The organism is Nonomuraea sediminis (genome assembly GCF_018531495.1).
GTDB lineage: Bacteria > Actinomycetota > Actinomycetes > Streptosporangiales > Streptosporangiaceae > Nonomuraea > Nonomuraea sediminis.
In genome coordinates this window covers 423955-448893 of sequence record NZ_JAHDTI010000002.1, presented here as the reverse complement: position 1 = coordinate 448893, position 24939 = coordinate 423955, and the positions used below count along the sequence as shown (strand labels likewise).

Annotated in this window: 24 protein-coding genes; 17 read left to right on the top strand and 7 right to left on the bottom strand. The window is 70.6% G+C overall.

All coding sequences use genetic code 11. The features are described 5' to 3' along the window. Nucleotide 1: 1 nt before the first annotated feature. Genes KIK09_RS10280 through KIK09_RS10260 form a run of 5 tightly spaced genes read left to right on the top strand, consistent with a single transcriptional unit; the run spans nucleotide 2 to nucleotide 7275 of the window. A complete protein-coding gene (locus tag KIK09_RS10280) occupies nucleotides 2–2989 on the top strand; it encodes a glycoside hydrolase family 38 N-terminal domain-containing protein (RefSeq protein WP_214318502.1) in 2988 nt (995 codons plus the stop codon). Continuing rightward, nucleotides 2976–4208: an enolase C-terminal domain-like protein gene (locus KIK09_RS10275; RefSeq protein ID WP_214318501.1), complete on the top strand. Its 1233-nt coding sequence runs from the start codon at nucleotides 2976–2978 to the stop codon at nucleotides 4206–4208. The genes KIK09_RS10280 and KIK09_RS10275 overlap by 14 nt, the downstream gene beginning before the upstream one ends. 9 nt (nucleotides 4209–4217) lie before the next feature. Next, entirely contained in the window at nucleotides 4218–5657 is a 1440-nt protein-coding gene (locus tag KIK09_RS10270; protein WP_214318500.1) for a S10 family peptidase, read from the top strand. A gap of 53 nt (nucleotides 5658–5710) precedes the next feature. Further along, the gene (locus tag KIK09_RS10265) at nucleotides 5711–6667 is read left to right on the top strand and encodes a GlxA family transcriptional regulator (RefSeq protein WP_214318499.1); all 957 of its coding nucleotides are present in this window, start codon (nucleotides 5711–5713) and stop codon (nucleotides 6665–6667) included. 2 nt (nucleotides 6668–6669) lie between these two features. Then, a complete protein-coding gene (locus KIK09_RS10260; protein ID WP_214318498.1) occupies nucleotides 6670–7275 on the top strand; it encodes a DJ-1/PfpI family protein in 606 nt (201 codons plus the stop codon). Here KIK09_RS10260 and KIK09_RS10255 read toward each other — a convergent pair. The 3 genes from KIK09_RS10255 to KIK09_RS10245 are packed head-to-tail and all read right to left on the bottom strand — an operon-like array spanning nucleotide 7272 to nucleotide 10215. After that, entirely contained in the window at nucleotides 7272–8042 is a 771-nt protein-coding gene (locus KIK09_RS10255) for an SDR family NAD(P)-dependent oxidoreductase (RefSeq protein WP_214318497.1), read from the bottom strand. The genes KIK09_RS10260 and KIK09_RS10255 overlap by 4 nt on opposite strands. Continuing rightward, nucleotides 8039–9001, bottom strand: a complete 963-nt coding sequence (locus KIK09_RS10250) for a DUF4432 family protein (RefSeq protein ID WP_250572882.1) — start codon at nucleotides 8999–9001, stop codon at nucleotides 8039–8041. Before KIK09_RS10250 ends, KIK09_RS10255 begins: the two co-directional genes overlap by 4 nt. Nucleotides 9002–9045: 44 nt before the next feature. Next, nucleotides 9046–10215, bottom strand: coding sequence for a DUF5005 domain-containing protein (locus KIK09_RS10245; protein WP_214318495.1), 1170 nt, complete (start codon nucleotides 10213–10215; stop codon nucleotides 9046–9048). An 88-nt stretch (nucleotides 10216–10303) separates the two neighbouring features. On the opposite strand from KIK09_RS10245, the gene KIK09_RS10240 reads away from it, so the two are divergent. Further along, nucleotides 10304–11071, top strand: coding sequence for a hypothetical protein (locus tag KIK09_RS10240; protein WP_214318494.1), 768 nt, complete (start codon nucleotides 10304–10306; stop codon nucleotides 11069–11071). Here the strand turns inward: KIK09_RS10240 and KIK09_RS10235 are convergent. Then, on the bottom strand, nucleotides 11004–11903 hold the full coding sequence (locus KIK09_RS10235; protein WP_214318493.1) for a hypothetical protein: 900 nt from the start codon (nucleotides 11901–11903) through the stop codon (nucleotides 11004–11006). The two genes, KIK09_RS10240 and KIK09_RS10235, sit on opposite strands and share 68 nt — an antisense overlap. A 23-nt stretch (nucleotides 11904–11926) precedes the next feature. Between KIK09_RS10235 and KIK09_RS10230 the strand changes: the two genes are divergently transcribed. Further along, entirely contained in the window at nucleotides 11927–12202 is a 276-nt protein-coding gene (locus KIK09_RS10230) for a hypothetical protein (RefSeq protein WP_214318492.1), read from the top strand. Nucleotides 12203–12207: 5 nt separating this feature from the next. Beyond that, on the top strand, nucleotides 12208–12963 hold the full coding sequence (locus KIK09_RS10225) for a hypothetical protein (protein ID WP_214318491.1): 756 nt from the start codon (nucleotides 12208–12210) through the stop codon (nucleotides 12961–12963). On the opposite strand, the gene KIK09_RS10220 is transcribed toward KIK09_RS10225, so the two are convergent. Then, nucleotides 12922–13386: a hypothetical protein gene (locus tag KIK09_RS10220; protein ID WP_214318490.1), complete on the bottom strand. Its 465-nt coding sequence runs from the start codon at nucleotides 13384–13386 to the stop codon at nucleotides 12922–12924. The genes KIK09_RS10225 and KIK09_RS10220 overlap by 42 nt on opposite strands. Further along, nucleotides 13383–13964 carry a MarR family transcriptional regulator gene (locus KIK09_RS10215; RefSeq protein ID WP_214318489.1) on the bottom strand — a complete coding sequence of 194 codons (582 nt, stop codon included), beginning with the start codon at nucleotides 13962–13964 and terminating at the stop codon, nucleotides 13383–13385. The genes KIK09_RS10220 and KIK09_RS10215 overlap by 4 nt, the downstream gene beginning before the upstream one ends. 105 nt (nucleotides 13965–14069) lie before the next feature. Between KIK09_RS10215 and KIK09_RS10210 the strand changes: the two genes are divergently transcribed. From KIK09_RS10210 to KIK09_RS10190, 5 genes are all read left to right on the top strand, one after another. Continuing rightward, nucleotides 14070–15680 carry an ABC-F family ATP-binding cassette domain-containing protein gene (locus tag KIK09_RS10210; protein WP_214318488.1) on the top strand — a complete coding sequence of 537 codons (1611 nt, stop codon included), beginning with the start codon at nucleotides 14070–14072 and terminating at the stop codon, nucleotides 15678–15680. 64 nt (nucleotides 15681–15744) lie between these two features. Continuing rightward, nucleotides 15745–16551 (top strand): hypothetical protein, encoded by an 807-nt coding sequence (locus KIK09_RS10205; RefSeq protein ID WP_214318487.1) that lies wholly within the window; start codon nucleotides 15745–15747, stop codon nucleotides 16549–16551. 212 nt (nucleotides 16552–16763) lie between these two features. After that, complete coding sequence (locus KIK09_RS10200) at nucleotides 16764–18251, top strand: RNA polymerase sigma factor (protein WP_214318486.1); 1488 nt, start codon at nucleotides 16764–16766, stop codon at nucleotides 18249–18251. Between the two features lie 6 nt (nucleotides 18252–18257). Beyond that, nucleotides 18258–18914: a hypothetical protein gene (locus tag KIK09_RS10195; protein WP_214318485.1), complete on the top strand. Its 657-nt coding sequence runs from the start codon at nucleotides 18258–18260 to the stop codon at nucleotides 18912–18914. An 82-nt stretch (nucleotides 18915–18996) separates the two neighbouring features. After that, entirely contained in the window at nucleotides 18997–20112 is a 1116-nt protein-coding gene (locus KIK09_RS10190) for a C40 family peptidase (protein ID WP_214318484.1), read from the top strand. Here the strand turns inward: KIK09_RS10190 and KIK09_RS10185 are convergent. After that, nucleotides 20109–20597 carry an inorganic diphosphatase gene (locus tag KIK09_RS10185; protein ID WP_214318483.1) on the bottom strand — a complete coding sequence of 163 codons (489 nt, stop codon included), beginning with the start codon at nucleotides 20595–20597 and terminating at the stop codon, nucleotides 20109–20111. The genes KIK09_RS10190 and KIK09_RS10185 overlap by 4 nt on opposite strands. Before the next feature lie 108 nt (nucleotides 20598–20705). Between KIK09_RS10185 and dacB the strand changes: the two genes are divergently transcribed. The 4 genes from dacB to hpt are packed head-to-tail and all read left to right on the top strand — an operon-like array spanning nucleotide 20706 to nucleotide 24782. Further along, nucleotides 20706–22091 carry a D-alanyl-D-alanine carboxypeptidase/D-alanyl-D-alanine endopeptidase gene (dacB, locus tag KIK09_RS10180; RefSeq protein WP_250572881.1) on the top strand — a complete coding sequence of 462 codons (1386 nt, stop codon included), beginning with the start codon at nucleotides 20706–20708 and terminating at the stop codon, nucleotides 22089–22091. A gap of 24 nt (nucleotides 22092–22115) precedes the next feature. Further along, nucleotides 22116–23189: an Rv3626c family coenzyme F420 biosynthesis-associated protein gene (locus tag KIK09_RS10175; protein ID WP_214318481.1), complete on the top strand. Its 1074-nt coding sequence runs from the start codon at nucleotides 22116–22118 to the stop codon at nucleotides 23187–23189. Between the two features lie 11 nt (nucleotides 23190–23200). Beyond that, nucleotides 23201–24220: a tRNA lysidine(34) synthetase TilS gene (tilS, locus tag KIK09_RS10170; RefSeq protein ID WP_214318480.1), complete on the top strand. Its 1020-nt coding sequence runs from the start codon at nucleotides 23201–23203 to the stop codon at nucleotides 24218–24220. 10 nt (nucleotides 24221–24230) lie between these two features. Continuing rightward, the gene (gene hpt, locus KIK09_RS10165) at nucleotides 24231–24782 is read left to right on the top strand and encodes a hypoxanthine phosphoribosyltransferase (protein WP_308164008.1); all 552 of its coding nucleotides are present in this window, start codon (nucleotides 24231–24233) and stop codon (nucleotides 24780–24782) included. Nucleotides 24783–24939 lie beyond the last annotated feature (157 nt).

The following is a 24939-nucleotide window of genomic DNA, read 5'->3' as shown; positions in this document are numbered from 1 at the left end:
ATTGACCAGCCGGTTGCTGCAGCGGAGCCTGGGCTCCCCGGATTACGACGGGATCAGGCAGGCGCTGCGCAACGACACCTCGACCCCGGTGATCAGCGTGCGCGGCCTGGAGGTGCGGGTCGCGGTGGTGCCGCTGTTCACCCACGACGGCCGCCAGGCGGTCCGGGTGTCGAGCGACCAGCCGCTCACCCACGTGCTGGTCGGCGTCGACAGCGCCACCGGCACCGACGTCACCCTGCTCGTGCCCGAGGTCGACGCCCCGCGCACGTTCACGCTGGAGTCCCGCGACGACGCAGGGCTGGTCGGCACGGCCCAGGTCACGGTCACCCCGCAGCGCAAGTGGAGCGTGTTCGTCGTCCACCACTCCCACCTGGACATCGGCTACACCGACCCGCAGGGCACCGTCCTGCGCCACCACCTCGACTACCTCGACGCCGCGCTACGGCTGGCCGACGAGACCGCCTCCTGGCCGGACGACGCGAAGTTCCGCTGGAGCGTGGAGTCGTCCATGCCCGCGCTGAAGTGGCTGGAGGCGCGGCCCGCCGAGCAGGTCGAGGCGTTCATGCGCCGCGTCGACGAGGGCGTCATCGAGGTCACGGCGCTGCCGTTCCAACTGCACACCGAGGCCTGCTCGACCGAGGAGCTCTACCGCCAGCTCCGCTTCACCGAGCGCTTCCCCACCCGCTCGGCCATGCACACCGACGTGCCCGGCGCCGTCGTCGGGCTGATCGACGCGCTGAACGCCGCCGGGGTGCGATACCTGGCCGCCGCGCACAACTGGGCCGGCCGGTCGGTGCCCTACCTGCACGGCGGCGACAAGCTGACCAGGCCGTTCCGTTGGCGGGCGCCCAGCGGACGGGAGATCCTGGTCTGGTTCACCGACACCCCGCACGGCATGGCCTACATGGAGGGCAACACGGTCGGGCTGACCGACTCCTACGAGCTGGCCGACGACCTGCTGCCGCGCTACCTGTCCGCGCTGGCCTCGCGCGGCTACCCCTACGGTCCCGGCACGTTCGGCTGGCAGGGGCCCGACGCGCCGCGGGAGCCGTACGAGCTGGACGCGCTGCACCTGCGGGTGCAGGGGGCGCACGCCGACAACGCGGGGCCGTCGATCGTGCCGGCCTCGATCGTCAAGCGGTGGAACGAGCAGTGGGCCTACCCGCGGCTGCGCTCGGCGGTCAACTCCGACTTCTTCCAGCACGTGGAGTCGAAGTACCACGACCGGCTGGCCGTGCATGAGGGCGACTGGACCGACTGGTGGGCCGACGGGCTCGGCTCGGGCGCGCGCCCGCTGGGCTACGTACGGCGGGCCCAGTCGGCGCTGCGGGCCGCCGAGACGCTGCACACGCTGGCGGGCGCCGACGCCACCGGCGAGATCGACCACGCCTACGACAAGGTCGCCCTGTTCAACGAGCACACCTGGGGCGCGGCCAACCCGTGGGAGGACGCCGAGGAAGCGGGCGACTCCGGCGGCCTGCAGTGGACCCGCAAGTCCTCGGGCGCCTACGACGCCCAGGACGACGCCGCCGACCTCCTCCACGCCGCCACGCGCCGCTTCGGCGCCGCGCTGTCGGAGGACGGGGGAGAGGCGCTGGCGTCCTTCGCCGTCTTCAACCCCGCCACGCGGGCGCGGACCGACGTGGCGCGCCTGTTCCTGCCGCGCGACGTGGTGGCCTACGAGGCGCCCATCGCGCTGGTGGACTCCCGGTCCGGCGAGACGGTCCCGCATCACGAGGAGCTGGTGCATCCCGACGACTGGCCGACGCGGCCGATCGGACGCCACCTGCACGCCGTCGTGCCGGACATCCCCGGCTTCGGGTACGCGCGGATCGACGTCGTGGCGGCCGAGACCCAGGCGCCGGAGCCGGTCGAGCTGCCGCTGGACGGCGTGATCGAGAACGAGCACTACCGGGTCACCTACGACGTCCGCGAGGGCTACATCGGCTCGATCTTCGACAAGGCGGCCGGGCGCGAGCTGGTCAACACCGAGGCCGCCGCCGGCTTCGGCCAGTACGTCTACGACCGCTACGCCACCGCCCCGCACTTCAACCACCTGTCCGGCCACGTGGGGGCGCACGACAGGACCTTGCTGGGCGACCGGGCCATCGCCAGGAACGCCACGATCACCAAGGCCTTCAGGACCGCCGTCGGCGAGAAGCTGGTCGTCGAGCTGCAGGGCAAGGGTGTCGACTGGATCCGCGCCACGATCGAGCTGTACGCCGGCGTGCCCAGGCTCGACCTGACCTACCAGCTGGCCAAGCAGGGCACGCCCGCCAAGGAGGCGGTGTTCCTGGCCTTCCCGTTCGCCGCGGGCGAGCCGGCGGCCTGGGAGCTGACCGGCGGCGTCGGCGGCCCCGACGTGGCCAGGGTGCCGGGGTCGGCCGAGTACATGCTGCCGATCCGGCACTGGATGGCCTTCGAGGACCCCGAGCTGACCGTGGCCTGGGCCACGCTGGAGGCGCCGCTGGTGCAGGTGGGCACCATCCACATGCCCTACGCGCCGTTCCCGCCCACGCTGGAGGAGGAGCCGGGCACGGTCTACTCCTGGGCGCTCAACAACATCTGGGACACCAATTTCCCCGCGCAGCAGCAGGGTGAGACCACGTTCCGCTACGCGGTCACCTCGGCCGCCGGCGTGCCCGCCCGGCGCCTCGGCGCGCAGGCCGCCGCGGGCCTGTGCGACCCGTTCGTCGGCGCCCTGCTGTCCGGTACGGCTCCCGCCACGGAGACCTACGCCTCGGTCGACCACCCGGACGTGGTGGTCAACTCGATCGGGCAGGCCGACGGCGAGCGCGTGGTCAGGCTCCAGTCGCTGGCCGACGAGCCCGTCGAGGTGACGCTCACGATGCCGGGGCTGCGCTCGGCCAGGGTGAGCCCGGGGCTGGCCCACGGGATCGCGGACGCGGAGGTCAGGGACGAATCGGTGAAGGTGGCGCTGCCCGCGTGCGGGGTGGTCGCCGTTTGGGGGACTTGTGAAGATCGTTGACATCCGGGCCACGACGGTCGCCGTCCCGCTCGAGGCGCCGCTGCGGCACAGCAACGGCGCCCACTGGGGCCGCTTCATCAGGACGATCGTCGAGGTGGAGGCCGACAACGGGCTGATCGGCCTGGGCGAGATGGGCGGCGGCGGCGAGAGCGCCGAGGCGGCCTTCCGCGCGCTCGTGCCGTACCTGAAGGGACACGACCCCTTCCAGCTCGAGGCATTGAGGTTCAAGATCGCCAATCCGACGGCCTCGCTGTACAACAACAGGACCCAGCTGCTGGCCGCCGTCGAGTTCGCCTGCCTCGACCTGATCGGGCAGCACCTCGGCGTGCCCGTGCACGACCTGCTGGGCGGGCGGATCCGCGACGAGGTGCACTTCGCCTCCTACCTGTTCTTCCGCTACGCCGCCGAGGGGTACCCGGAGATCAGGACGCCCGACCAGCTCGTCGAGCACGCGCGCGAGCTCAGGCGGGCGCACGGGTTCACCGTGCACAAGCTCAAGGGCGGGGTGTTCCCGCCCGACTACGAGCTGGAGTGCTATCGGGCGCTGGCCGCGGCCTTCCCCGACGACCGGCTGCGCTACGACCCGAACGCGGTGCTGTCGCTGGGCGAGGGGCTGCGCTTCGGCCGGGCCATCGAGGACCTGAACAACGACTACCTGGAGGACCCGGTCTTCGGCCTGGAGGGGCTGCGGCTGGTGCGCGAGCAGGTCAGGGTGCCGCTGGCGACCAACACCGTGGTGGTCAACTTCGAGCAGCTGGCCTCCAACGTGCTGCGGCGCAGCGCCGACGTGGTGCTGCTCGACACCACGTTCTGGGGCGGGATCCGGCCGTGTGTGAAGGCGGCGGGGGTGTGCGAGACGTTCCAGCTCGGGGTGGCCGTGCACTCCTCGGGCGAGCTGGGGATCCAGCTGGCGACCATGCTCCACCTGGGCGCGGTGCTGCCGAACCTGACCTACGCGGCCGACGCGCACTACCACCAGCTGCGCGACGACGTGATCGAGGGTGGCAAGCTGCCCTACGCCGACGGGCGGATCGCGGTGCCCACCGGGCCGGGGCTCGGCGTCAAGCTGGACCGTGCGCGGCTTGACGAGTACGCCGAGCTCTACCGGAAGCAGGGCGGCTACCCCTACGACCGGGATCCGGGCCGTCCGGGGTGGTTCGCGCAGGTGCCCAACGAACGGTTCGCAGATCCAAATATTTCTCAGGAAGTCACGACATAATCGGCTTTCATGTCGGATGCACCTGTTGAGAAGTCCGCCGAGCTCGCGGACGACCTGGTCACCACCGCGCACGTGCTGCCCTCCGGGCAGGCCTACACCGCCACCACCGGGACGCTGGTCCTGCGCGAGGAGGTGCACACCGACGGGAAGTTCGACGGGCACCGGCCCAAGGCCCAGGTCTTCCTGACCAGCTACACGCTCGACGGCGCCGACCCGCTGACCCGGCCTGTCACCTTCGCCTTCAACGGCGGGCCGGGCTCGTCGAGCGTCTGGCTGCACCTCGGGGTGCTCGGGCCGCGCCGGGTGGTGATGGGGGACGCGGGCTCGCTGGCGGCTCCGCCGTACGGCATCGAGGACAATGCCGAGACGCTGCTGGCCGACAGCGACCTGGTGTTCATCGATCCCGTCTCGACCGGCTACTCGCGGGCCGCCGAGGGGGAGAAGCCGGAGTCCTACCACGGGTTCACCGGCGACGTGGAGTCGGTCGGGGAGATCATCCGGCTGTGGACGACGCGGAACGGGCGGTGGATGTCGCCCAAGTTCCTGGCCGGGGAGTCGTACGGGACGATCAGGGCGGCGGCGCTGGCCGATCACCTGCAGACGCGCTACGGCATGTACCTCAACGGGATCATGCTGATCTCCTCGATCATCGACTTCGTCACCGGCGAGTTCAACGACGGCAATGACCTGTCCTACGCGCTCTACCTGCCGACCTACGCCGCCATCGCGCACCACCACGGGCTGCACGGCGACCGGCCGCTGGCCGACGTGCTGCGCGAGGCCGAGGAGTACGCCTCCCGCGACTACCCGTGGGCGCTGGCCCGCGGCAGCAGGCTCAGCGCCGACGAGCGGGCGGCGGTCGTCCAGCGGGTGGCCGCGCTGACCGGGCTTTCTCCGGACTACGTCGACAGCGCCGACCTGCGCATCGAGCACGTCCGCTTCTTCACCGAGCTGCTGCGCTCGCGCAGGCAGATCGTCGGTCGCCTGGACGGCCGTTTCACCGGCTGGGACGTCGACGCCGCCCGCGAGCGCTACGAGCGTGACCCCAGCATCAGCGCCATCATGGGCCCCTACAGCGCGGTGCTGCACCACTACCTGCACACCGAGCTGGAATATCACTCCGACCTGCCCTACGAGATCCTCACCTCGCGGGTGAGCCCCTGGTCGTTCAAGGAGTTCGAGGGCGTCCACGTCAACGTCACCGGCAAGCTGGCCGCGGCCATGCGCGACAACCCGCACCTGCGGGTCCACGTCGGCTGCGGCTACCACGACGGCGCCACCCCGTACTACGCCGCCGAGCACGCCTTCGCCCACCTGCCGATCCCGGCGGCGCTGGCGGGCAACGTGGAGTTCAAGTACTACGAGGCCGGCCACATGATGTACGTCCACGAGCCCAGCCGCCTGGCGCAGGCCGCCGACCTGGCCGCCTTCGTCCGCTCCTCGGCGTAATCTGCAATACATGTGTCATTGACGCCACCACCCCGGCTGACCAGCATGAAAGCATGGGGAGGCGGGTCGTTGTCGTCGTCTACGACGGGTTCCAGATGCTGGACATGGCTGGACCCGCCGACGTGTTCGCGCTGGCCGGGATGCTGGCGCGGGAGCCGTACGACGTCGAGGTGACGGCCGTGGCGGCGGGAGCCGTACGGGCGCAGAACGGCGTGAGCGTCACCGTCGGCACGCCGCTGGCTGAGATCGACGGGCCGATCGACACGCTGCTCGTCGCCGGCGGCGTGACCACGATGGACTGGCTGGAGGATCCCACGCTGATCGGCGGGATCCGGCGGCTGGCGGGCATCGCCAGGCGCACCACCTCGGTGTGCAGCGGGGCGATGTGCCTGGCCGAGGCCGGGCTGCTGGACGGGCGGCGGGCCACCACGCACTGGGTGGCCTCGCGCCTCATGCGCGAGCGCTACCCGGACGTCCAGGTCGACGAGGACTCGATCTACGTCAGGGACGGCGACGTGTGGACCTCGGCGGGCGTCACCTCCGGCATCGACCTGGCGCTCGCGCTGGTCGCCGAGGACCACGGCCACGAGGTCGCCAGGGACACCGCCTGCGGGCTGGTCGTCTACCTGCACAGGCCTGGCGGGCAGAGCCAGTTCAGCATGCCGATGAGCACCGCCGTGCCGCGCGACGAGCCGCTGCGCGAGCTGCAGGCCTACATCGACGCCAACCCCGAAGGCGACCTGAGCGTGCCCGCGCTGGCCAGGCGGGCAGGGATGAGCGAGCGGCACTTCTCGCGCGTCTTCACCGAGCAGACCGGGCTCTCGCCCGGACGCTACGTCGAGCGCAGCCGCGCCGACGCCGCGCGCAGGCTGCTGGAGATCACCGACCATCCGCTGGACCGGGTGGCCAGGGAGTGCGGGCTGGGCAGGCCCGAGACCCTTTACCGCGTCTTCCGCCGGAACTGGCATGTCTCGCCGGGCGACTACCGGCGCCGATTCAAGGAGAGCTGACCATGCACGTCGCCATCGCCCTGTACCCGAAGTTCACCGCGCTGGACGCGGTCGGGCCCTACACCGTGCTGGCCTTCGCGCCGGACACCACGGTCACGTTCGTGGCCGCCACGCCTGGACCCGTCACCGACGACCAGGGCACGCTCACCATCACCGCCACGGCGGGCCTTTCCGACGTGCCCAGGCCCGACGTCCTCCTGGTGCCCGGCGGGCCCGGGACCTTCGAGGCGCTCAACGACCAGGCCCTGCTCGACTGGATCCGCACCGCCCACGAGCACACGACGTGGACCACGTCCGTCTGCAGCGGCTCGCTCATCCTGGGCGCCGCGGGCATCCTCGACGGGGTCAAGGCCACCAGCCACTGGGCCATCCTCGACCATCTGGCCACCTACGGCGCCGAACCCACCAAGGAGCGGGTCGTCGCCCAGGGCAAGATCGTCACCGCCGCCGGGGTCTCGGCCGGGATCGACATGGCGCTCACCCTGCTGGCCACCGCCGCGGGCGAGGAGAAGGCGCGAGCCGTACAGCTGGCCATCGAGTACGACCCGCAGCCTCCCTTCCCGATGGACCCCGCCTACGCCGACGCGGCACTCAAGCTGCTCAGCTAGTCGGGCAGCACCACCGGGACCTGGGCCAGGAGGCCGCCGTCCACCTTGTGCTCGGCGCCGGTGACGAACGACGAGCGGGTGCTCGCCAGGAAGGCCACCACCTCGGCCACCTCGCTCGGCTTGGCCACGCGTCCCAGCGGGTGGGACTTGCCCCACTCGTCGATCATCTCCTGCTGGGTACGGTCGCCCTTCCACAGGTCGGCCGCCCAGCGCAGCATCGGCGTGTCGACCGAGCCGGGGCAGACCGCGTTGACCCGGATGCCGTCGGCGGCGTGGTCCAGCGCCATCGCCCTGGTCAGGCCGTTCAGCGCGGCCTTGCTCGTGCTGTAGGCGGCCACGCTGGTCTGCGAGGCGAACGCCTGCACCGACGAGACGATCACGATGGAGCCGCCACCCCGCCTGCGCAGCGCGGGGATGGCGGCCTTGCAGATCAGGTAGACGCCCTTGAGGTTGACGTCCATGACCTCGTCCCACAGGTCCTCGGGCGTGTCCTCGACCGTGCCGTACCGCTGCACGCCCGCCGCGGTGACCACGATGTCGAGCCCGCCGTACCTGGTCACCGCCAGGTCCACCAGGCCGCGCATCTCGTCGGGCCTGCGCACGTCGGCCACCACGCCGGTCACGAATTCGCTGTCGAGCGCCGCGTCCTTGTCGACGCCGCAGAAGACCACCCTGGCGCCGCCGTCGGCCAGCCGGTCCACCACGGCCCGCCCGATGCCCGTGGACCCGCCGGTGACCAGTGCTACCTTGCCCGCGAAATCACTCATGCCAGCACCTCCGCCCTGAGTGTCATCGTCTTGGTCTCATGGGGCTGCAGGATCAGCGCCGTGCCGTTCTCCACCGCCTCGGCCAGCCCGTTGGTCGGCATGCTGGAGAACGGCTCGAGCCCGATCGTGTAGACCTGGCCCCACCACGGATAGTCCTGTGACGCGCCGACCTCCTGCCACATCCACAGGTACGGCAGGACCCGCGCGTCCCATTCCACACGCATCCCGATATCGGTGGAAATCTCATACCAGCCCTCGGTGAAGCCGGTGAGATACAGGACGTCGCTGGGGGAGCCTTGCTCGGGAACCACGCTGAGATCCGTTTCCCCGCCCTTCGGCGTGGGCACCTTCGGCCACTGCCACGGGCCGCCTTGCTGGACGCGGCGCTCGGGCGGATTGATCGCGATCTCGTGGGGGATCACCTGGATCCCGTCGGGCAGCCTGATCGTGGCGCCGGGGCGCAGGAACGGCCTGCCGTACACCAGGTGCTGGCCCCACATGGCGTGCAGCGGGATGCCGGCCTCGTTGGTCGCGCGGCTCTCGACCTCCAGCGCGGCCGTGCCGTACACCAGCCTGAGGGTCCTTTCCACCCGGTACGGAAGGCGTCGCGTGCGCACGCTCAGCCGGATGGCGACCTCCTGCTCGGTGTCGGCCACCACCTGGCAGTCCCAGGGGAGCCCGGCGACCTCGCCGTGCTGCGCCAGGCGGGCGCCGCGGTAGACGCTCGGGGCGCCGCCGCTGGGGAAGATCTCCTGCCAGCCGCCCTCGTAGTGGTCGATGAACTGGGCGACGTCGTCGGCGGCGCCCAGGAAGTGGTCGCGCGGGTTGCGCAGGCCCTGCGGCGTCAGCCAGACGAAGTCGGTGTCCGTGGGCTTGTGCAGGAACTCGACGACGTCACCGCCCTTCTCGGGAAGGACGGTGACGCGGAGTTTGTCGTTCTCCAGCACGACCGCACGCATGCCGTCGATGACGGCATGGTGCAGTCGTGCTCCCCAGTTGCGTCTCAACCGAAGCTCACGTCGATGAAGCGGGGGCGGTAGATCGAGACGTCGTGGTAGTGGTCGGTGTTGACGAAGCTGTTGACGTTGTAGGACACAACCAGGCCATTACCCGAAATCTCGGGGTGTGCGTGGGCGTTGTAGGTGAAGATGTTGCCGCCCGTCTCCGGGGTCGTGTAGATCAGCTGCTTGCCGGTGAACGGCCCGGTGGGGGAGCACGAGGAGTAGGCCACGATGTGCGGGCTCAGGATCTCGCTCGTGTCCTGTGTGATCAGGACATATCCGGATCCGACCTTGGTGATGCTGTACTCGTTGGCCACGCCGCTCATCAGCCGGGCCGAGTCGGTCTCGTTCCGCGACCAGGTGCCGTCGGCCTTGAGGAACTCCCACGAGCCCCGCAGGCTCTGGCCCCAGACCCTGGCCAGGTGCATGTACTTGGGCGAGCCCAGGTCCTCCACGCCGTAGACGTAGGTGTAGCCGCCGTCCTTCATGATGGCGCTGGCCCAGGCCACGCCGTGGCCCGACGGCAGTTCGGTCACGTCGACGGGCTGGCTGAGCATCCCGGGGGAGAAGCGGGCCACCACGTTGCGGTGCCAGCGCCAGTCCCACGGGCCGGTGCCGTAGCGCTCGTACTCCTGGTAGGTCACCTCGACCAGGCCGCCCGCCACCGTGGCGTCGCCGGCCCAGTACCAGTGCTTGTCGTCGCGCGGCGGCATCACGGCCACCGGCTTGTCGGTCGTGCCGCCGTGGATGGTGGACAGCCTGCCGTTGCGCTCGACGGCGAAGGTGTTGTTCAGGAAGACGGTCGTGCCGCCCTCCTCGACCACCGGCGGGCGGGAGCCGTCGGGGTTCACCTGGCCGAGGAAGGTGTCGGAGAAGATCCACACCTCCTTGCCGTTGGCCAGCCGTACCGAGTACGTGCCGTCGGCGCCGGTCCAGTCGTCCAGCCGGGAGTTGTCGTTGCCGTAGTTCGTGAACAGCTGCGTCAGCCGGTTGTCGATCTGGGCGCCCTTGAAGGTGGGCGCGCAACTCGACGGCGTCGTCGCCTGCTGGGTGGTGGCCGCCGCTATGGAAGGGACCGGCTTGGGTGGCGCGGCCAGCGCTTGGTGCGGTACGGCGGACAGCCCGAGCACCGCGATGGACAGGGAAGCGAGGGCGGACCGCAGTCGCGTCATCACACGTCCTAGGGGGAGGGGGTGAACGCTACAGTTCTAGTCATTAGATCACTTACTGTCTAGGGCCCCCGCCCCTAGGATTCGCCGGGTGCTGCTTCGCTCAGCCGCGGTCGCGTCGGCCGCCGTCCCCGTGGTCGTCACCGGCAATCTCCTGGTACAGGAATGCGGCTGGTTCGCCTACGCACCACCCCCCGTCTCGCTCGCGGCCTGGACGGTCCTTTCGTGGGCGGTCACCCTGCTCCCGCTGGTCCTCGCCGGGCTGGCGCTGTGGGTTCCGCGGCGGCTGGTGGCGCTCGGTTGCGGCGCGACGGCCGTGGTGCTGGTGCTCGACGTCCTCGTCCCGCTGCTCTTCCCGCAGACCACGATGTGCGGCACGCCTGCGCAGATCCGCTGGGACAACGTCGCCGCCCACGCGCTGGCCCTTTCCCTCCTGGTCGCGACCCGGCGGCAGGCGCCCCCATCGGTGCCGCGGATCGCCGCCCTGGCCTGGACGCTCGCGGCCGCGCTGTGCGCCTGGCACCCCGGCGAGGACCACCTCATCACCTGCCTCGGCGAGGGCCAGATCCCCGCCTGGTACGCCCACCTGATGATGAACGTCGACCCCACCGCCACCTGGCCCGCGCTGGTGGCCGTCGCGGCCGTGGCGCCCGGCGGATGGCTGGTCGCCCTCGTCCTCGTCGCCCGGGCCTTCGCCACCTCCGTCCTCCTGGCCACCTCCGGCATCCCCGCCACCTGCGGGGCCGCGGGCCTGGTCGGCTGGCCGTACCTGGCCGCTGCGGTCCTGGCGGTCATCGGGGGTCGAAGTGTGGGTTGGGGAGGAATTCGCCGTCGCTCAGGCGGTGGGCTCCCCGGATGAAGCGGCGGTCCACCCCGCCAGGGAAGACGACCGTGCCGTCAGGTCTGGCGAAGCCTCCTGGTACATGGATCTCGTAGACGTAGGCGCCGCGGGAGTACGGCTCGGCCTCGTCCATGAAGCGGTGGGTGTAGACGTGCTCGCCCGGCAGGTACGGCAGCAAGCCCTGGTCGTGGATGGCCTCGGGCGCCGCGCGGGATCCGTGGAAGACCGGCGCTCGGTCGGTCCGCCAGACCGTCCCCGGCCGCCGCAGCTCGGACGCCACCAGGTCGTCGACGGGCGTCCCCCGATCGGCCGCCACGGCCAGGTAATCGGGCCGCGCGGCGCCGTGCTTTCCTGCCGGGCCGTCAAGCCGCCTGAGCAGCGCCCTGGCCTGCCGTATGAACGAGACCGGGCCCCTGTCGAGAGCCTCGGCGAGCGCCTTCAACCCCGCCCGTACGGCCTGCCGCGTCACCGGCAGCCGCGCCATCAGCCCCAGCGCCAGAGCCCCGGCCGCGGCCACCAGCTGCGCGATGGTGAGCACCTTCCACGCCAGCACCAGAGCGGCGGCCCCGATCAGCGCCAGCCCCAGCACCCGGCACGCCGACACCCCATCGCGCCGAGCCCCCGCGGACTCCTCCCAGGCGCCCCGCAACGCCTCCACGTCCCGCCCCCGATTGGCCGCCAGCGCCCTGTCGACGGCTTCAACGGCCCCCGCGTACGCCGAGGCCCTCCGCTCCCCGTGCGCCACCAGCCGCCACCCGGCGGCGCACAGCACGGTCTCGTCGACGTCGGGCCACGGACACCCGGCCAGCTCCATCACAGGCCGCAGGCCGGCAGGCACCTCCAGGCCCATCGCCTCAACTAAGCTGTCGGTCCATGCGGGAAGAGATCGCAGTCTCCCACACCCACCTGACGTCCGCCCGGGACGCCCTGACAGCCGCCGCCACCACCCTGGAACCCGCCGTCGTCCCCTCGCCGACCCACGCCTGGGGCGACCTCTCCACAGTCGGCACCTTCGCCGAATCAGTCCTCGCGGAACTCCACCAAACCCTGACCACCCACACCCAAGCCCTCCACACCCAGGCCACCGCCCTCGCCACCCACTCCACCACCCACCGCGCCGCCGACCTGTCCAGCAGCAGGACAGACTGACCCTCATGAGCGCCTGGGGCCCCGCCCTGTTCTCCGACGACGCGGCCTGCGACGTCCGCGACGCCTACCGCGAACTGATCGAGGACGGCATCGATGACGCCGAGGCCACCCGCCGGGTGCTGGCCGACCTCGCCGACATGCTCGACGACCCGGAGGACGGGCCGGTCGTCCGGCTGGCGCTCGCCTGGACCCAGTCGAAGCTCGGCCGCCTGGATCCCCAGATCCGCGACCGCGCGCTCAGGGTCATCGACGAAGGCGAGGGCCTCGAGCTCTGGGCCGAACAGGGCGACAAGCTCCTGACCCGCAGGCGAGCCGCCCTGAAGAAGGTCCGCGACCAGCTCACCGGGCCGCAGCCCGACCGCAAACGCCTGCGCCCGCCCTGGCGCCACGTCACCGACCTCGAGGTCGGCGACGTGCTGACCTACCGGACCTCCTCCGGGGCTGAGGTACGCCTCCAGGTGGTCGCCGTCGAAGACGACCGCCATGGCCGCGCTCCGATCCTCCGCCAGGTGGTTCCCGAAGCCCGAGAGGCCGATCATCCGACGCGCGTCTGGGTGCACAGGAAGAAGGATTCCGACTACGCCGATCTCGGCTTCACGCGCGTTCTGGGAACAGGCGGGGAGGGTGAAGAGGTCGAGCACACTTCGGACACGCAGTGGGCGTTCCTGGCGGGCACCCTCGAACGCCATGCGCGCGCTGCGGAACGCGCCGCCGCGAGATCAGTACGGGCTCATCTGGTCCAGGACCTGGGTGGCGAGTGAGAGGAAGTCCTGGGCCTTGGACAGGTCCTGGGTCACGTCGTCGGGGGTGATCTCGGGGGTGTCGAGACGGGGGTACTCCGCGCTGTTGCGGCGGCGGCGCATGCGGTCGAAGGAGCGGAGCGTCCGGCCGAGGGGCGGGTCCAGTTGGGCCGTGACGGCGTCCAGGACGGCGAGGTGGCCACCCCGGCTGGTGGCGCGCAGGCCCTGGTTCTCCAGGATCGCGGCCAAGGCCTTCCTCGAGGCGTCGTAGAGAAGCTGGTAGGCGCCCGTGGGGTCGGTTCGCGCGCCCTGGCGGGCGAGCTCGAGGTGCCGCTCGGCCTGGCCGAGCAGGGTGTCGGCGTGTTGACGGCTGGGCGGGACCCGTTCCAGCTGGCCGGAGGACAGCATCGCGTCGATCCTGTCGCGTCCTTGTGTCCATCTCATGAGGTGATCAGGGGGTAGAGGGGTTTGCTCCGCAGCGAGGCGACGAACGGGTCGTCCGTGTCATCGGTCCACGCGGCCGGGGAGATCCGGTTGATGTTCACCTCGCGGCCGAGGGTTCGTTCGGCCGTGCGTGCCGCGTCATAGAGCTCGTCGTCATCCGCGGATCCCACGACGAGGACGTCGACGTCCCGGGGTGGCGGCCCGGCCACATTGGCGTACCGGGCGGCCCATGAGCCGTAGACGTAGGCTTCGCGGATCCCGGGGATCCGTTCGAGCAGAGGCGGCAGGACGGCCGCCGGTCCGTAGGTCACCGCCAGCAGGTCGGTGAGGGGCTTGGCCACGACGGTGTCGGTGTCGGCGCGGATGAGCCGCAGGTTGCCGTGCCGTCTCTCGGTGATCAGCCCGGCACTGAGAAGCCGGTCTGCCTCACGGCTCACTGTCGACTGGGACACGCTTACGCGTTCGGCGAGATCGGTTGTGGAGTACTCGTTCTCCGGGTGAAGGTACAACCAGGCGAGGATCTCGGCGACGGTCCTGGACCGCAGGAGCGGCAGCAGCACAGGCGGGGTCGCCCTCATAGGCGCATACTATCATGCAAGATACGCAAGTCCCTGGTGAAAATCCGGATGCCCGGAGGTGAAAGCGCCATGTAGCCTGCGCGAGGACCTTGGAGGGGAATCGCGATGGGGCACGTCGAGGTAGGACATCTGACGTATGTGTTGCCCGATGGGCGGCCGCTGCTGAACGACGTGTCCTTCCGGATCGGCGAAGGGGTGAAGGCCGCGCTGGTCGGGCCCAACGGGGCGGGGAAGACCACCCTGATGCGGCTGATCGCGGGGGACCTGCAGCCCGTTGACGGCAGCGTGGCCAGCTCCGGCGGGCTGGGGGTGATGCGGCAGTTCATCGGGAGCCTGCGTGACGGGAGCACCGTGCACGATCTGCTGCTGAGCGTGGCGCCTCCGGCGGTGCGCACGGCCGCCGAACGGCTGGACAAGGCCGAGCTGGCGATGATGGAGCGCGACGACGAGAAGACGCAGATGCGCTACGCGCAGGCCATCACCGACTACACCGACGCCGGCGGCTACGAGATCGAGGTGCTGTGGGACACCTGCACCGTGGCGGGGCTCGGCGTGCCGTACGACGGGTGCAAGTACCGCGAGGTGTCGACGCTGTCGGGCGGCGAGCAGAAGCGGCTGGTGCTCGAGGCGCTGCTGCGCGGGCCCGACCAGACGCTGCTGCTCGACGAGCCGGACAACTACCTGGACGTGCCCGGTAAGGAGTGGCTGGAGCAGCAGCTCAACGAGACGCCCAAGACGGTCCTGCTGGTCAGCCACGACCGCCAGCTGCTCGCCAACGCGGCCAATCGCATCATCACCGTGGAGTCCGGAAATGTCTGGATCCATGGTGGCGGGTTCGGCACGTACGCCGAGGCCCGCAGGGCCCGCAACGAGCGGCTCGACGAGCTGCGCAGGCGCTGGGACGAGGAGCACGCCAAGCTCAAGGCCCTGGTCCTCATGCTGCGCGAGAAGGCCAAGTACAACGACGGCATGGCCCCCGCCTATCGCGCGGCCCAGACCAGGCTGCGCAAGTTCGAGGAGGCGGGCCCGCCGGAGGAGACGCCCAGCGAGCAGAACATCCGCATGCGCCTCAAGGGCGGCCGCACCGGCAAGCGCGCGATCGTCTGCGAGGAGCTGGAGCTGACCGGCCTGATGCGGCCCTTCTCCAACGAGATCTGGTACGGCGAGCGGGTCGCGGTCCTGGGTTCGAACGGATCGGGCAAGTCCCACTTCCTGCGCCTGCTGTCGGGCGAGCAGGTGGCGCACACCGGCGTCGCCAAGCTCGGCGCGCGCGTGGTGCCGGGGCTGTTCGCGCAGACCCACGCCAGGCCGGACCTCACGGGCCGCACGCCGGTCGAGATCGTGATGACCGAGCACGCCAGGCTCAAGAACGAGGCCATGAAGATCCTGGCCCGCTACGAGCTGGCGGGGCGGGTGGCCGAGCAGCGCTTCGCGACGCTGTCGGGCGGCCAGCAGGCCAGGCTGCAGATCCTGCTGCTCGAGCTGTCGGGCGCCACGCTGCTGCTGCTCGACGAGCCGACCGACAACCTGGACCTGGCCAGCGCCGAGGCGCTGCAGGCGGGACTGGACGCCTTCGAGGGCACGGTGCTGGCGGTCACGCACGACCGCTGGTTCGCCGCCGACTTCGACCGCTTCCTGGTGTTCGGCTCCGACGGCACGGTCTACGAATCCCCAGAACCGGTCTGGGACGAGGCTCGGGTGGTCCGCCCCCGTTAAAGAGTTGGTACGGCTGGCGCGTGTCCCGCGCCAGCCGTACCCATGAAGCGGCTATCACGGCAAAGTGATCCCGCGTAGCCGAACCGTCAGCCTCCTCGCACTCGGGGCGATCTGCCTCGCCGGGTGCTCGAGCCAGGACCAGCAGCAGCAGTCGACGCAGCTCAAGCCGCTCGCCGTCAAGGAGCAGGTCTCCAACATCGTCAAGTCGTCCGACGGGTACGCCGTGAACTGGGCGGGCGTGCTCACCAACGCCAACCCGTGGCACTTCGGCGAGCACGTGGTCGCCACGATCGTCGGCAAGGACGCCAAGGGGGCGGAGGTGGTCAGGATGGACCAGCCGCTCGACGCGGTGCCGCCGGGCGGCTCGCTGGCCTTCACCGGGCAGGCCACCGCCGCAGGGAAGCCGGCCAAGGTGACCATCGAGTACCGCGCGGCCCAGTGGCGGCAGGCAGCCCGCATCCCGTCGGCCTTCCAGCAGTTCCCCGTGTCGCGGGTGCAGACGCTGCGGCAGAAGGACGGCTCCTACCTGATCATGGGGTACGTGTCGAACCCGTACCAGCTGCCGGCCAGCAGCCTGGTGGTCAACGCGCTGCTGCACGACAGGGCCGGCAAGCTGCTCGGTGGCGGCAGCACGTTCGTGGACGACGTGAAGGCGGGCAGCCCGCCGCGCTTCATCCTGACCGTGGACGGCCTGTCCAAGGACGTCAAGGTGGCCAGGACCGACGTCACGGCGCGCACCTGGGGTTCGACCGGCCGGCCGTACGAGGACCTGGCGCTGGGCGGCGCGGTGCCGGTGCACACGGTCAAGCCGAGCACGGCGCCCTTCGCGCAGGACCGGTCGGCGATCGGGAGCGGCGACCACAAGCAGTGAGGCACCGCCCCCGGAAGGGGGCGCGGCGCCTTCCCGATAAAGCGAAACGGATTCGCATTCAGATTAAGCGCTCAACTCTTTATCAAAAATGGCGATAAATCGGGCTGGAGTTCCGACCTTCCTGCTTTCTTTTCTGACCCGCTGAAGACAACCGATGTCATTCACGCTGAATCGGTAGAACTACTAGTTACTAATCCATTACCTTCAGTCACATGAATGACCGCGTCCTGGTCGAGGCACTCCGCGCCCGCGACCCGGGTGCACTCGCTGCGCTGTACGACGCGCATGCCGAGCGCATCTACAGATACTGCTGGTCGCTACTCATGAACACCGACAGCGCCCAAGTGGCGCTCCGCGACACGCTGATAGCCGCGGAAGCGCACGCGGCATCGCTGTCGGATCCGGGCAAACTGCGCCCATGGCTGTACGCGCTGGCACGCGGTGAATGCCTGCGCAGGAGGATGGCCTCGCCGCCGGACGCGGGTGACGCGCTCGCCGAGATGCCGGAGCCGGACGATCCCGGCGACGCCGACCTGCGGGTCATGGCGTGGAACGCCACGCAGAGCCTGACGTCGGCCGACCGAGAGGTGTTAGAACTCGGCGCCAGGCACGACCTGTCCACCTCGCAGATCGCGGCGGTCCTCGGGGTACCGCCGCGCCAGGTCGAGGCGGCACAGGAAGACGCCAGGGAGCGGCTGCGGGACGCGATCACGGCGGAGATCCTGGCCAGGAAGGGCCCCTACGACTGTGCGCGGCGGGCCAGGATCCTGGCCGGATTCTCCGGCGAGCTGACTCCGGACATGCGCGACCACCTGGTCAGGCACGTGCAGCGGTGCGAGACGTGCTCGCCGCACCGCAGCAGGCAGGTCTCGGCGGCCAAGGTGTTCGAGCTGCTGCCCCGGGCCGACCTGCCCGACGTGCTCAGGGTCCGGGTGATGAGCTGCTTCATCGACCCGGAGCTCGTGCCCTACCGCCGCTACGTGGCCAGGCGGACGGGGACGCTCGACTCGGCCGGATTTCCCGTCACGGGCGAGCGGAGGCCGCGTAAATGGCCTCAGGCCCTGGCTGGCGCGCTTGCAGCGGTCGCGGCCGTGGTGGCGATAGCGATGATCTTCAACCAGTTCGGGGGCGAGAAGGGCGGCCTGACCGGCATCGCCTCCGGCGCCTTTCCCGCGACCGGCGAACCTCCGGGCATCCGCCTGCCGTGGCAGCCCGAGCCGCAGGACGCCCCGATCATGGTCGAGCCCATCCTCGACAGCACCGCCACCTACCCGATCGGCGCCCGGCACTCGGTGGGACCCATGACGCTCACCACCCCCGACACCGGCCCCACCCGCGGCCCCGCCCCGGAGCCCACGCACTCCACCGGCCGCACCATCCGCGGGACCACACCGCCGCCGACCAGCCAGCCGCCACCCCCGTCGAGCCTCGACCCGCGCGAACCCGGCACGAATCCCCAGGGCGGTCCGCCCGGACACCATCACGACCGCGGCTGGCGTTCCGCGTCCCCCTGCCCGCCCTCGAGCAGGCCCACCCGGACGGCCGCCCCGACCCCCACACCGACGACTCCCACCTCGACGCCGACCACCCAGGCGCCCACCCCCACGCCCACGACTCCGCCCCCCACGAGCGGCCCCGCCACGGAGCCGGCCTCGGGCCAGGCGCAGCCGTCCGACGTCCCCCAGGCCACGGGGAGCTGATCGCCCGTGCAGGCCTACCAGGTACGCCAGGATCCGCACCTCGGCTGCCGGGTCTGCCCGCTGCCCCTGCGCAGGGAACTGGTCGAGCTGGTGTCCAGGAGCCACCGCGTGTCCTGGCCGACCTGGCTCGACCAGGGGCCGCGCATGCTGCGCGACGTGCTCGAACTCTGCCGCCTGCGCACCGCGCGCGGCCTGGCCGTGCTGTCCTGGCTGGCCGGTGAGGACCTGCCGGGCGAGTACGGCTGGCTGTGGGCGGCCCAGCGCCTGACCGGCCCCAGGCAGGAACGCATGTACGGCGCGGCCGCCGCGCTGCCCGACACGGTGCTCGGCCTGGTGCTGGCCAACTGGACCTGGGTGCTGGACACCCGCCACGGCGGCCGGGTGACGGCCCCCTACCTGGCCGGAACCGCCTACCCGGCCGACGGCCACGTGGCGGCCGACGCCACGATGACGCTCTTCCAGACCTACGAGCGCCACCTCGAGGCCCGCCCGGCCATCGCGGCCGCCTGGGCGGTGGCCCGGGTGAGCACCGACTGGTGCAAAGCCGCCGAACTTCACGCTGCGTACGGAAGCCAGACCCCCGTCTTCACCTATCCCCGGGGTGCGACACCTCCCGCTATGGGCGTTCGTCCCTGGATAGAGCGCCTGTTTCGCCTGCGATGATTACGTTGCGCATGGTTCATGTGTGCGGGGTGTGACTGCTGGGAACTGTGTGCATAGAGTGACCACACCAAGGGGGATCTCCATGCACATCAGGGCGGGTCTTCTCGTCGCGTGCCTGGTCGTCGCCGTGTGCCCCCCGGCGGCCGCCGATCCGGCGCCGTCATCACGCGACGTGGCCAAGGCGCGGGCCACCGTACGGGACAGGACCAAGGCGCTCAGCCACGCCAGCGCCAGGCTGGCCGTGGCGCAGGCGCGGCTCGAGGATCTCGCGGCCACCGCCGAGCAGCAGGTCGAGGCCTACAACGGCGAGCTGGTCAAGCTCGCCGCGGCGGGAAAGGCGTACGAGCAGGCCAAGACCAGGCTGGTCGCCGCCGACACCGCGCTCGGCCAGGCCAGGGAGGCCGTGGCCGCCATCGCCGCGCAGACCTACGGCGGCATGGACCTGACCCGGCCGATCGTGACCATGGTGTCCGACGTCGGCGACACCGAAGGGTTCCTGCACCGGGCCAGCGTGCTCGAGGAACTCGGCGACGAGCGGGCACGGGTGCTCGACCGCATGCGCGACGCCCAGGTGGTCTCCACGATCATGCGCGAGCAGGCGCAGACTGCCTACGCCGCGCAGCAGGACGCCTCGGCGCGCGCGAAGAAGGCCAAGCTCGCCGCCCAGCACGCCGTCGAGACCCAGACCAGCGAGACCAAGCAGCTGCTGGCCACGAAGAAGAAGCTGCAGAAGAAGGTCGACGCCGCCAGGGGCGAGGCCGACCGGCTGGCGATGCGGCGCGCGGCGGCCCTGCAGGCCGTCCCCGCCGGACTCCCGCTGTCAGAGGGCTCCGCGATGGGCGACGTGGCCGCGAACTGGGCGCTCACCCAGCTCGGCAAGCCGTACGTGTGGGCCGCGGCGGGGCCCTCGAGCTACGACTGCTCGGGGCTGACGATGCGCGCGTGGGAGCAGGCGGGGGTCCAGCTCGACCACTGGACGGGCACCCAGTGGACGTCGGGACCCCACGTCCCGCTCGATCAGCTGCGCCGCGGTGACCTGCTGTTCTACGGACAGGTCAGCAGCGACCCTGGAACGATCCACCACGTCGGCATCTACGTCGGCCGCGGCCTGATGGTCAACGCGCCGCAGACGGGCGACGTGGTGAGAGTCGCCTCCATGTGGCGGCGCGACCTGGTCGGCGCCACCAGGCCCAGCTAGTGTCCGGACTCCTTGGCACGCTGGAAGGACCGCTCGATCTCGGCCTCGGCCTCGACCCTGCCCACCCAGTCGGCGCCCTCGACGGACTTGCCCGGCTCCAGGTCCTTGTAGACCTCGAAGAAGTGCTGGATCTCCAGCCGGTCGAACTCCGCCACGTGGTGGATGTCGCGGATGTGCTCCATGCGCGGGTCGGTGGCGGGGACGCACAGGACCTTGTCGTCTCCGCCCTTCTCGTCGGTCATGCGGAACATGCCGACCGCCCGGCAGGTGATGTAGCAGCCGGGGAACGTCGGCTCCTGCAGCAGCACCAGCGCGTCCAAGGGGTCGCCGTCCTCACCGAGGGTGTGCTCGATGAAGCCGTAGTCGGCGGGGTACTGCGTGGAGGTGAACAGGAGCCGGTCCAGACGGATCTTCCCGGTCTCATGGTCCACTTCGTACTTGTTCCGTTGTCCCTTGGGAATCTCAACGACAACGTCGAACTCCACCGCGGTTCCTCCACTCAGGCCCCCGGGCACCCCCGGCAGGGCGTTAATGTCTCGTAGGCGGACTTGCAGGAGAGAGGGCGGGACGTGGCGCGGCGCGAGCGTTGGGTGATGCTGGCCACTCTCGCCCTGCTGCAGACCGTGACGATCGCCACCGGCGTTTACGCGGTGAGCAACGACTTCAGCCTGGCTGCGCTGACGAGAGAGCCCTCCCACCCGGCCGAGCCGACGGCTTCTCCCTCCGCCCCCCTGATCACCGCGGGACCTGTGCTGGCCCTGCTGTCGTCAGAAGACGGACCTCTCCCGACCAAGGGTACTTTGACCCAACAGCTCACCGGCGCCCTGGGTGACGATGCGCTGGGCTCGCACGTCGGCGCCGTCGTGCTGGACGCGGCCACCGGCGAGCGGATCTTCGCCGCCGGCGCCGACTCGGGCATCACGCCCGCCTCGACCACCAAGCTGGTGACCACCACCGCGGCGCTGGCCTCCCTGGGCCCCGACGCCCGCTTCGCCACGCGGGTGGTGCAGGGCAGGACCCGCAACTCGATCGTCCTGGTCGGCGGCGGCGACCCCACGCTGGCAGGCCCGTCGGCCAAGAACGGGGCCTACTACCCGCGCAACGCCTCGCTGGCCACCCTGGCCCAGCGGACGGCCGCCACACTGAAGGCCCGCGGCATCACCAAGGTCACCCTCTCCTACGACGCCTCCCTCTACGCCGGGTCGCCGCTCGGCCCCGGCTGGAAACCCGGCTACGTCCCCGACGGCAACGTCGCCCCCGTCTACGCCCTGGCCATCGACGAGGGACGGGCCAATCCCGCGCAGTCCCGCCCGCGCGTGTCCAACCCCCCGGCCTACGCCGCCGCCTCATTCGCGAAAATGCTCGCAAAGTACGGCATAGCCGCAAGTAAGACGATAAATGCGGGTAAAGCGGGAGCCGGGGCCGAAGAACTCGGCAAGGTCGACTCCGCGCCCCTCTACGCCCTGGTGGAACACGCGCTGACCTTCAGCGACAACGACCTGTCCGAGGCCCTGGCCCGCCAGGTGGCCATCAAGGAGGGCCTGCCCCCCTCCTTCGAGGGCGGCGCCCAGGCGGTGACCCGGGTGCTGAAGCGGCTCGGCATCACCAAGGGAGTCCTGGTCAACGACGGCAGCGGCCTGTCACCCCGCAACCGCATCAGCGCCGACACCCTGGCCCGGGTGATCGCCCTGGCCAGCTCCTCCGCCCACCCTGAACTCCACGCCGTCGCCTCGGGAATGCCGGTCGCGGGCTTCTCCGGCACCCTGGGCAACGGCCGCCGCTTCATCGAGAAGGACGCCAAGCCCGAGGTCGGCCTCGTGCGCGCCAAGACGGGCACCCTCAACAACGTCAACACCCTGGCAGGGATGGCCACCACGAAGGACGGCCGCCTGGTCACCTTCGCCTTCATGGCCGACAAGGTCCCGCTCAACGCCGAACCCGTCCTGGACAGGCTCGCCGCCATCGTCGCGCGGTCTTGACCAGAACCACGTACGGTGGATGGCATGCAGGTGATCGACTGGGATCTGGCCGTCACGACCGGTACGCGCCTGGTGCGCTCCGGCCCTCAGGTGAGCCGGGAGGAGGCCAGGCAGGCCGTCACCGAGCTCCGCGCTCTCTCCCGCGAGGCCGAGGGCCACGTCCGGGAGTTCACCAAGATCCATACTGAGACGCCGCCGCAACCGGCGACGATCGTGGACCGCCCCGGCTGGATCAAGGCCAACGTGGAGGGGTTCCGCGTCGTCCTCGAGCCGCTCACCCAGCGCGTCGCGCAGGACAACCCCCCGCCCGCCATCGTCACCGCCGTCGGCTCCCGCATCACCGGCGTCGAGGTCGGCGCGGTGCTGGCGTTCCTGGCCTCCCGCGTGCTCGGGCAGTACGAGCTGTTCCTGCCGCCCGACCCGTCAGGCCGCGAGCCGATCGGCCGCCTGACGCTGGTCGCGCCCAACATCGTCAACGCCGAGCGCGAGCTCAACGTCGACTCCCGCGACTTCCGCCTGTGGGTGTGCCTGCACGAGGAGACCCACCGGGTCCAGTTCACCGGCGTCCCGTGGCTGCGCGAGTACGTCCGCTCGCAGATGACCGAGTTCCTGCTCGCCTCCGACCTCGACCTGCCCACGCTGCTCGAGCGCCTGCGCAGCGCCGCCGACACCGTGGCCGACGTGGTCCGCGGCGGCGAGGGCAACCTCATCGACGCCATCCAGTCGCCCGGTCAGAAGGAGATCCTCGACCGCCTCACCGCCGTGATGACCCTGGTCGAGGGCCACGGCGACTACGTGATGGACGCCGTCGGCCCGTCCGTGGTGCCCACGGTCGCCGACATCCGCGCCAAGTTCGCCCAGCGCCGCGAGGGCGGCTCCCGCCTGGACAAGACCGTCAGGCGCCTGCTCGGCATCGAGATCAAGATGAAGCAGTACGCCGAGGGGGCGGCGTTCGTCCGCCACGTGGTCGGCAAGTCCGGCATGGACGGCTTCAACAAGGTCTGGACCTCGCCCGAGACGCTGCCCACCACCTCCGAGATCGCCGACCCCGACGCCTGGATCAGGCGCGTGGTCGGCACGCCTGCCCTGGAGGGCTGAACCCCGGGACAATGGGTCCCGTGGGACCACGTCCAGCCGTCGCCGACGTCCGCAGAGCCGTCCGGGAGGCGCTCGCCGACCTGCCGGAAGGCTCGCTGGTGCTGGCCGCGTGCAGCGGCGGCGCCGACTCGCTCGCCCTGGCGGCCGCGCTGGCCTTCGTCGCGCCCAGGGCCGGGCTGCGCGGCGGGCTGCTGACCGTCGACCACCAGCTGCAGGCGGGATCCGCCGAGCGGGCCGCCGAGGTCGCGGCCCTGGGGGAGCGGCTGGGACTGGACCCCGTCGAGGTGCTCACCGTGGACGTGGGCGGCCAGGGCGGCCCCGAGGCGGCGGCCAGGGACGCCAGATATGCGGCCCTGGGCGAGGCGGCGGCCCGGCTCGGCGCCCAGGCGGTCCTGCTCGCGCACACGATGAACGATCAGGCCGAGACCGTCCTGCTGGGGCTGGCGCGGGGAAGCGGGCTCCGGTCACTGTCCGGGATGGCGAGCCATGGGGGTCCGGAGGCGGCCGAGGGGCTCTATCGGCGGCCATTTCTGGAAATTTCCCGTAAAACCACCGAGGCCGCTTGCGAGGCGCTCGACCTGAAACCCTGGAACGACCCGCACAACGAGGATCCGCGCTTCACCCGGGTGCGGGTGCGGCGCACGATCCTGCCCGTGCTGGAGTCGGAACTCGGACCCGGAGTCGCCGAGGCTCTGGCCAGGACCGCGAAACTCGCCAGGGAGGACGCCGACGCGCTGGCCGAATGGGCCGATTCGGCGTACCAGAATTGCGCTCTTAGCGATATCGCCGGAACGGTGACGCTTGCCGTACCGGAGCTGGAGAAGCTTCCAGCGGCCGTCAGGAAGAGGGTGCTGCGGCGGGCGGCCATCGACGCGGGAGCGCCCTCTGGAGCCCTTTCCGCCACGCACGTGCAGGCCCTGGAGCGGCTGGTCACCCACTGGCACGGGCAGAAGGCCGTTGACCTGCCCGGGGGGCTGGCCGCCCAGCGGCGATATGGCACCCTGATACTCGCCATCCGTCCCATCGCGTAAGGAACCACAGGTGGACGCAGCCGACATGGGCCAGGACCTGGAGAAGGTCCTCATTCCCGAGGACGAGCTCCAGGCCAAGATCAAGGAACTGGCCGCCCGGATCGACCAGGACTATGCGGGCAAGGACCTGCTGCTGGTGGGTGTGTTGAAGGGCGCGGTCATGGTGATGGCCGACCTGGCCAAGTACCTGCACCTGGGCGTCCAGATGGACTGGATGGCCGTGTCGTCCTACGGCGCGGGCACCAAGTCCTCGGGCGTGGTGCGGGTGCTGAAGGACCTCGACACCGACATCATGGGCCGCCACGTGCTGATCGTCGAGGACATCATCGACTCGGGGCTGACGCTGCACTGGCTGTTGGAGAACCTCAAGTCGCGCGACCCCGCCTCGCTGGAGATCTGCGCCGCATTGCGTAAGCCGGACGCGGTGAAGGTGCCCATCGATGTGAAGTACGTGGGATTCGACATCCCGAACGAGTTCGTCATCGGTTACGGCCTCGACTACGCCGAGCGTTACCGCAATCTCCCCTTCATCGGCACCCTGGCTCCACACGTTTACAAATAAGGGGACGGGAACATCGCGCAACCTGACGTACGTTGGTAGGGCAAGAGCCGGTGTAGCCCTATGCCGGTGTACCTTCTGACAACTGGAAGGGTGACCGCGCGTCCCCCTTCGGGTAGTCAGTAACTCGCGGCGCCGGATGCCGCGGCCCCGGGGCTTC

Excerpts from the sequence above, each read along its gene's own strand:
- KIK09_RS10260 (WP_214318498.1), top strand. The coding sequence starts at position 6,670 with ATGCACGTCGCCATCGCCCTGTACCCGAAGTTCACCGCGCTGGACGCG.
- KIK09_RS10225 (WP_214318491.1), top strand. The coding sequence starts at position 12,208 with ATGAGCGCCTGGGGCCCCGCCCTGTTCTCCGACGACGCGGCCTGCGAC.
- KIK09_RS10270 (WP_214318500.1), top strand. The coding sequence starts at position 4,218 with ATGTCGGATGCACCTGTTGAGAAGTCCGCCGAGCTCGCGGACGACCTG.
- KIK09_RS10220 (WP_214318490.1), bottom strand. The coding sequence starts at position 13,386 with ATGAGATGGACACAAGGACGCGACAGGATCGACGCGATGCTGTCCTCC.
- KIK09_RS10265 (WP_214318499.1), top strand. The coding sequence starts at position 5,711 with ATGGGGAGGCGGGTCGTTGTCGTCGTCTACGACGGGTTCCAGATGCTG.
- KIK09_RS10210 (WP_214318488.1), top strand. The coding sequence starts at position 14,070 with ATGGGGCACGTCGAGGTAGGACATCTGACGTATGTGTTGCCCGATGGG.
- KIK09_RS10255 (WP_214318497.1), bottom strand. The coding sequence starts at position 8,042 with ATGAGTGATTTCGCGGGCAAGGTAGCACTGGTCACCGGCGGGTCCACG.
- tilS (WP_214318480.1), top strand. The coding sequence starts at position 23,201 with ATGGGTCCCGTGGGACCACGTCCAGCCGTCGCCGACGTCCGCAGAGCC.
- KIK09_RS10250 (WP_250572882.1), bottom strand. The coding sequence starts at position 9,001 with ATGCGTGCGGTCGTGCTGGAGAACGACAAACTCCGCGTCACCGTCCTT.
- dacB (WP_250572881.1), top strand. The coding sequence starts at position 20,706 with ATGCTGGCCACTCTCGCCCTGCTGCAGACCGTGACGATCGCCACCGGC.
- KIK09_RS10215 (WP_214318489.1), bottom strand. The coding sequence starts at position 13,964 with ATGAGGGCGACCCCGCCTGTGCTGCTGCCGCTCCTGCGGTCCAGGACC.
- KIK09_RS10235 (WP_214318493.1), bottom strand. The coding sequence starts at position 11,903 with ATGGGCCTGGAGGTGCCTGCCGGCCTGCGGCCTGTGATGGAGCTGGCC.
- KIK09_RS10245 (WP_214318495.1), bottom strand. The coding sequence starts at position 10,215 with ATGACGCGACTGCGGTCCGCCCTCGCTTCCCTGTCCATCGCGGTGCTC.
- KIK09_RS10175 (WP_214318481.1), top strand. The coding sequence starts at position 22,116 with ATGCAGGTGATCGACTGGGATCTGGCCGTCACGACCGGTACGCGCCTG.
- KIK09_RS10200 (WP_214318486.1), top strand. The coding sequence starts at position 16,764 with ATGAATGACCGCGTCCTGGTCGAGGCACTCCGCGCCCGCGACCCGGGT.
- KIK09_RS10190 (WP_214318484.1), top strand. The coding sequence starts at position 18,997 with ATGCACATCAGGGCGGGTCTTCTCGTCGCGTGCCTGGTCGTCGCCGTG.
- KIK09_RS10230 (WP_214318492.1), top strand. The coding sequence starts at position 11,927 with ATGCGGGAAGAGATCGCAGTCTCCCACACCCACCTGACGTCCGCCCGG.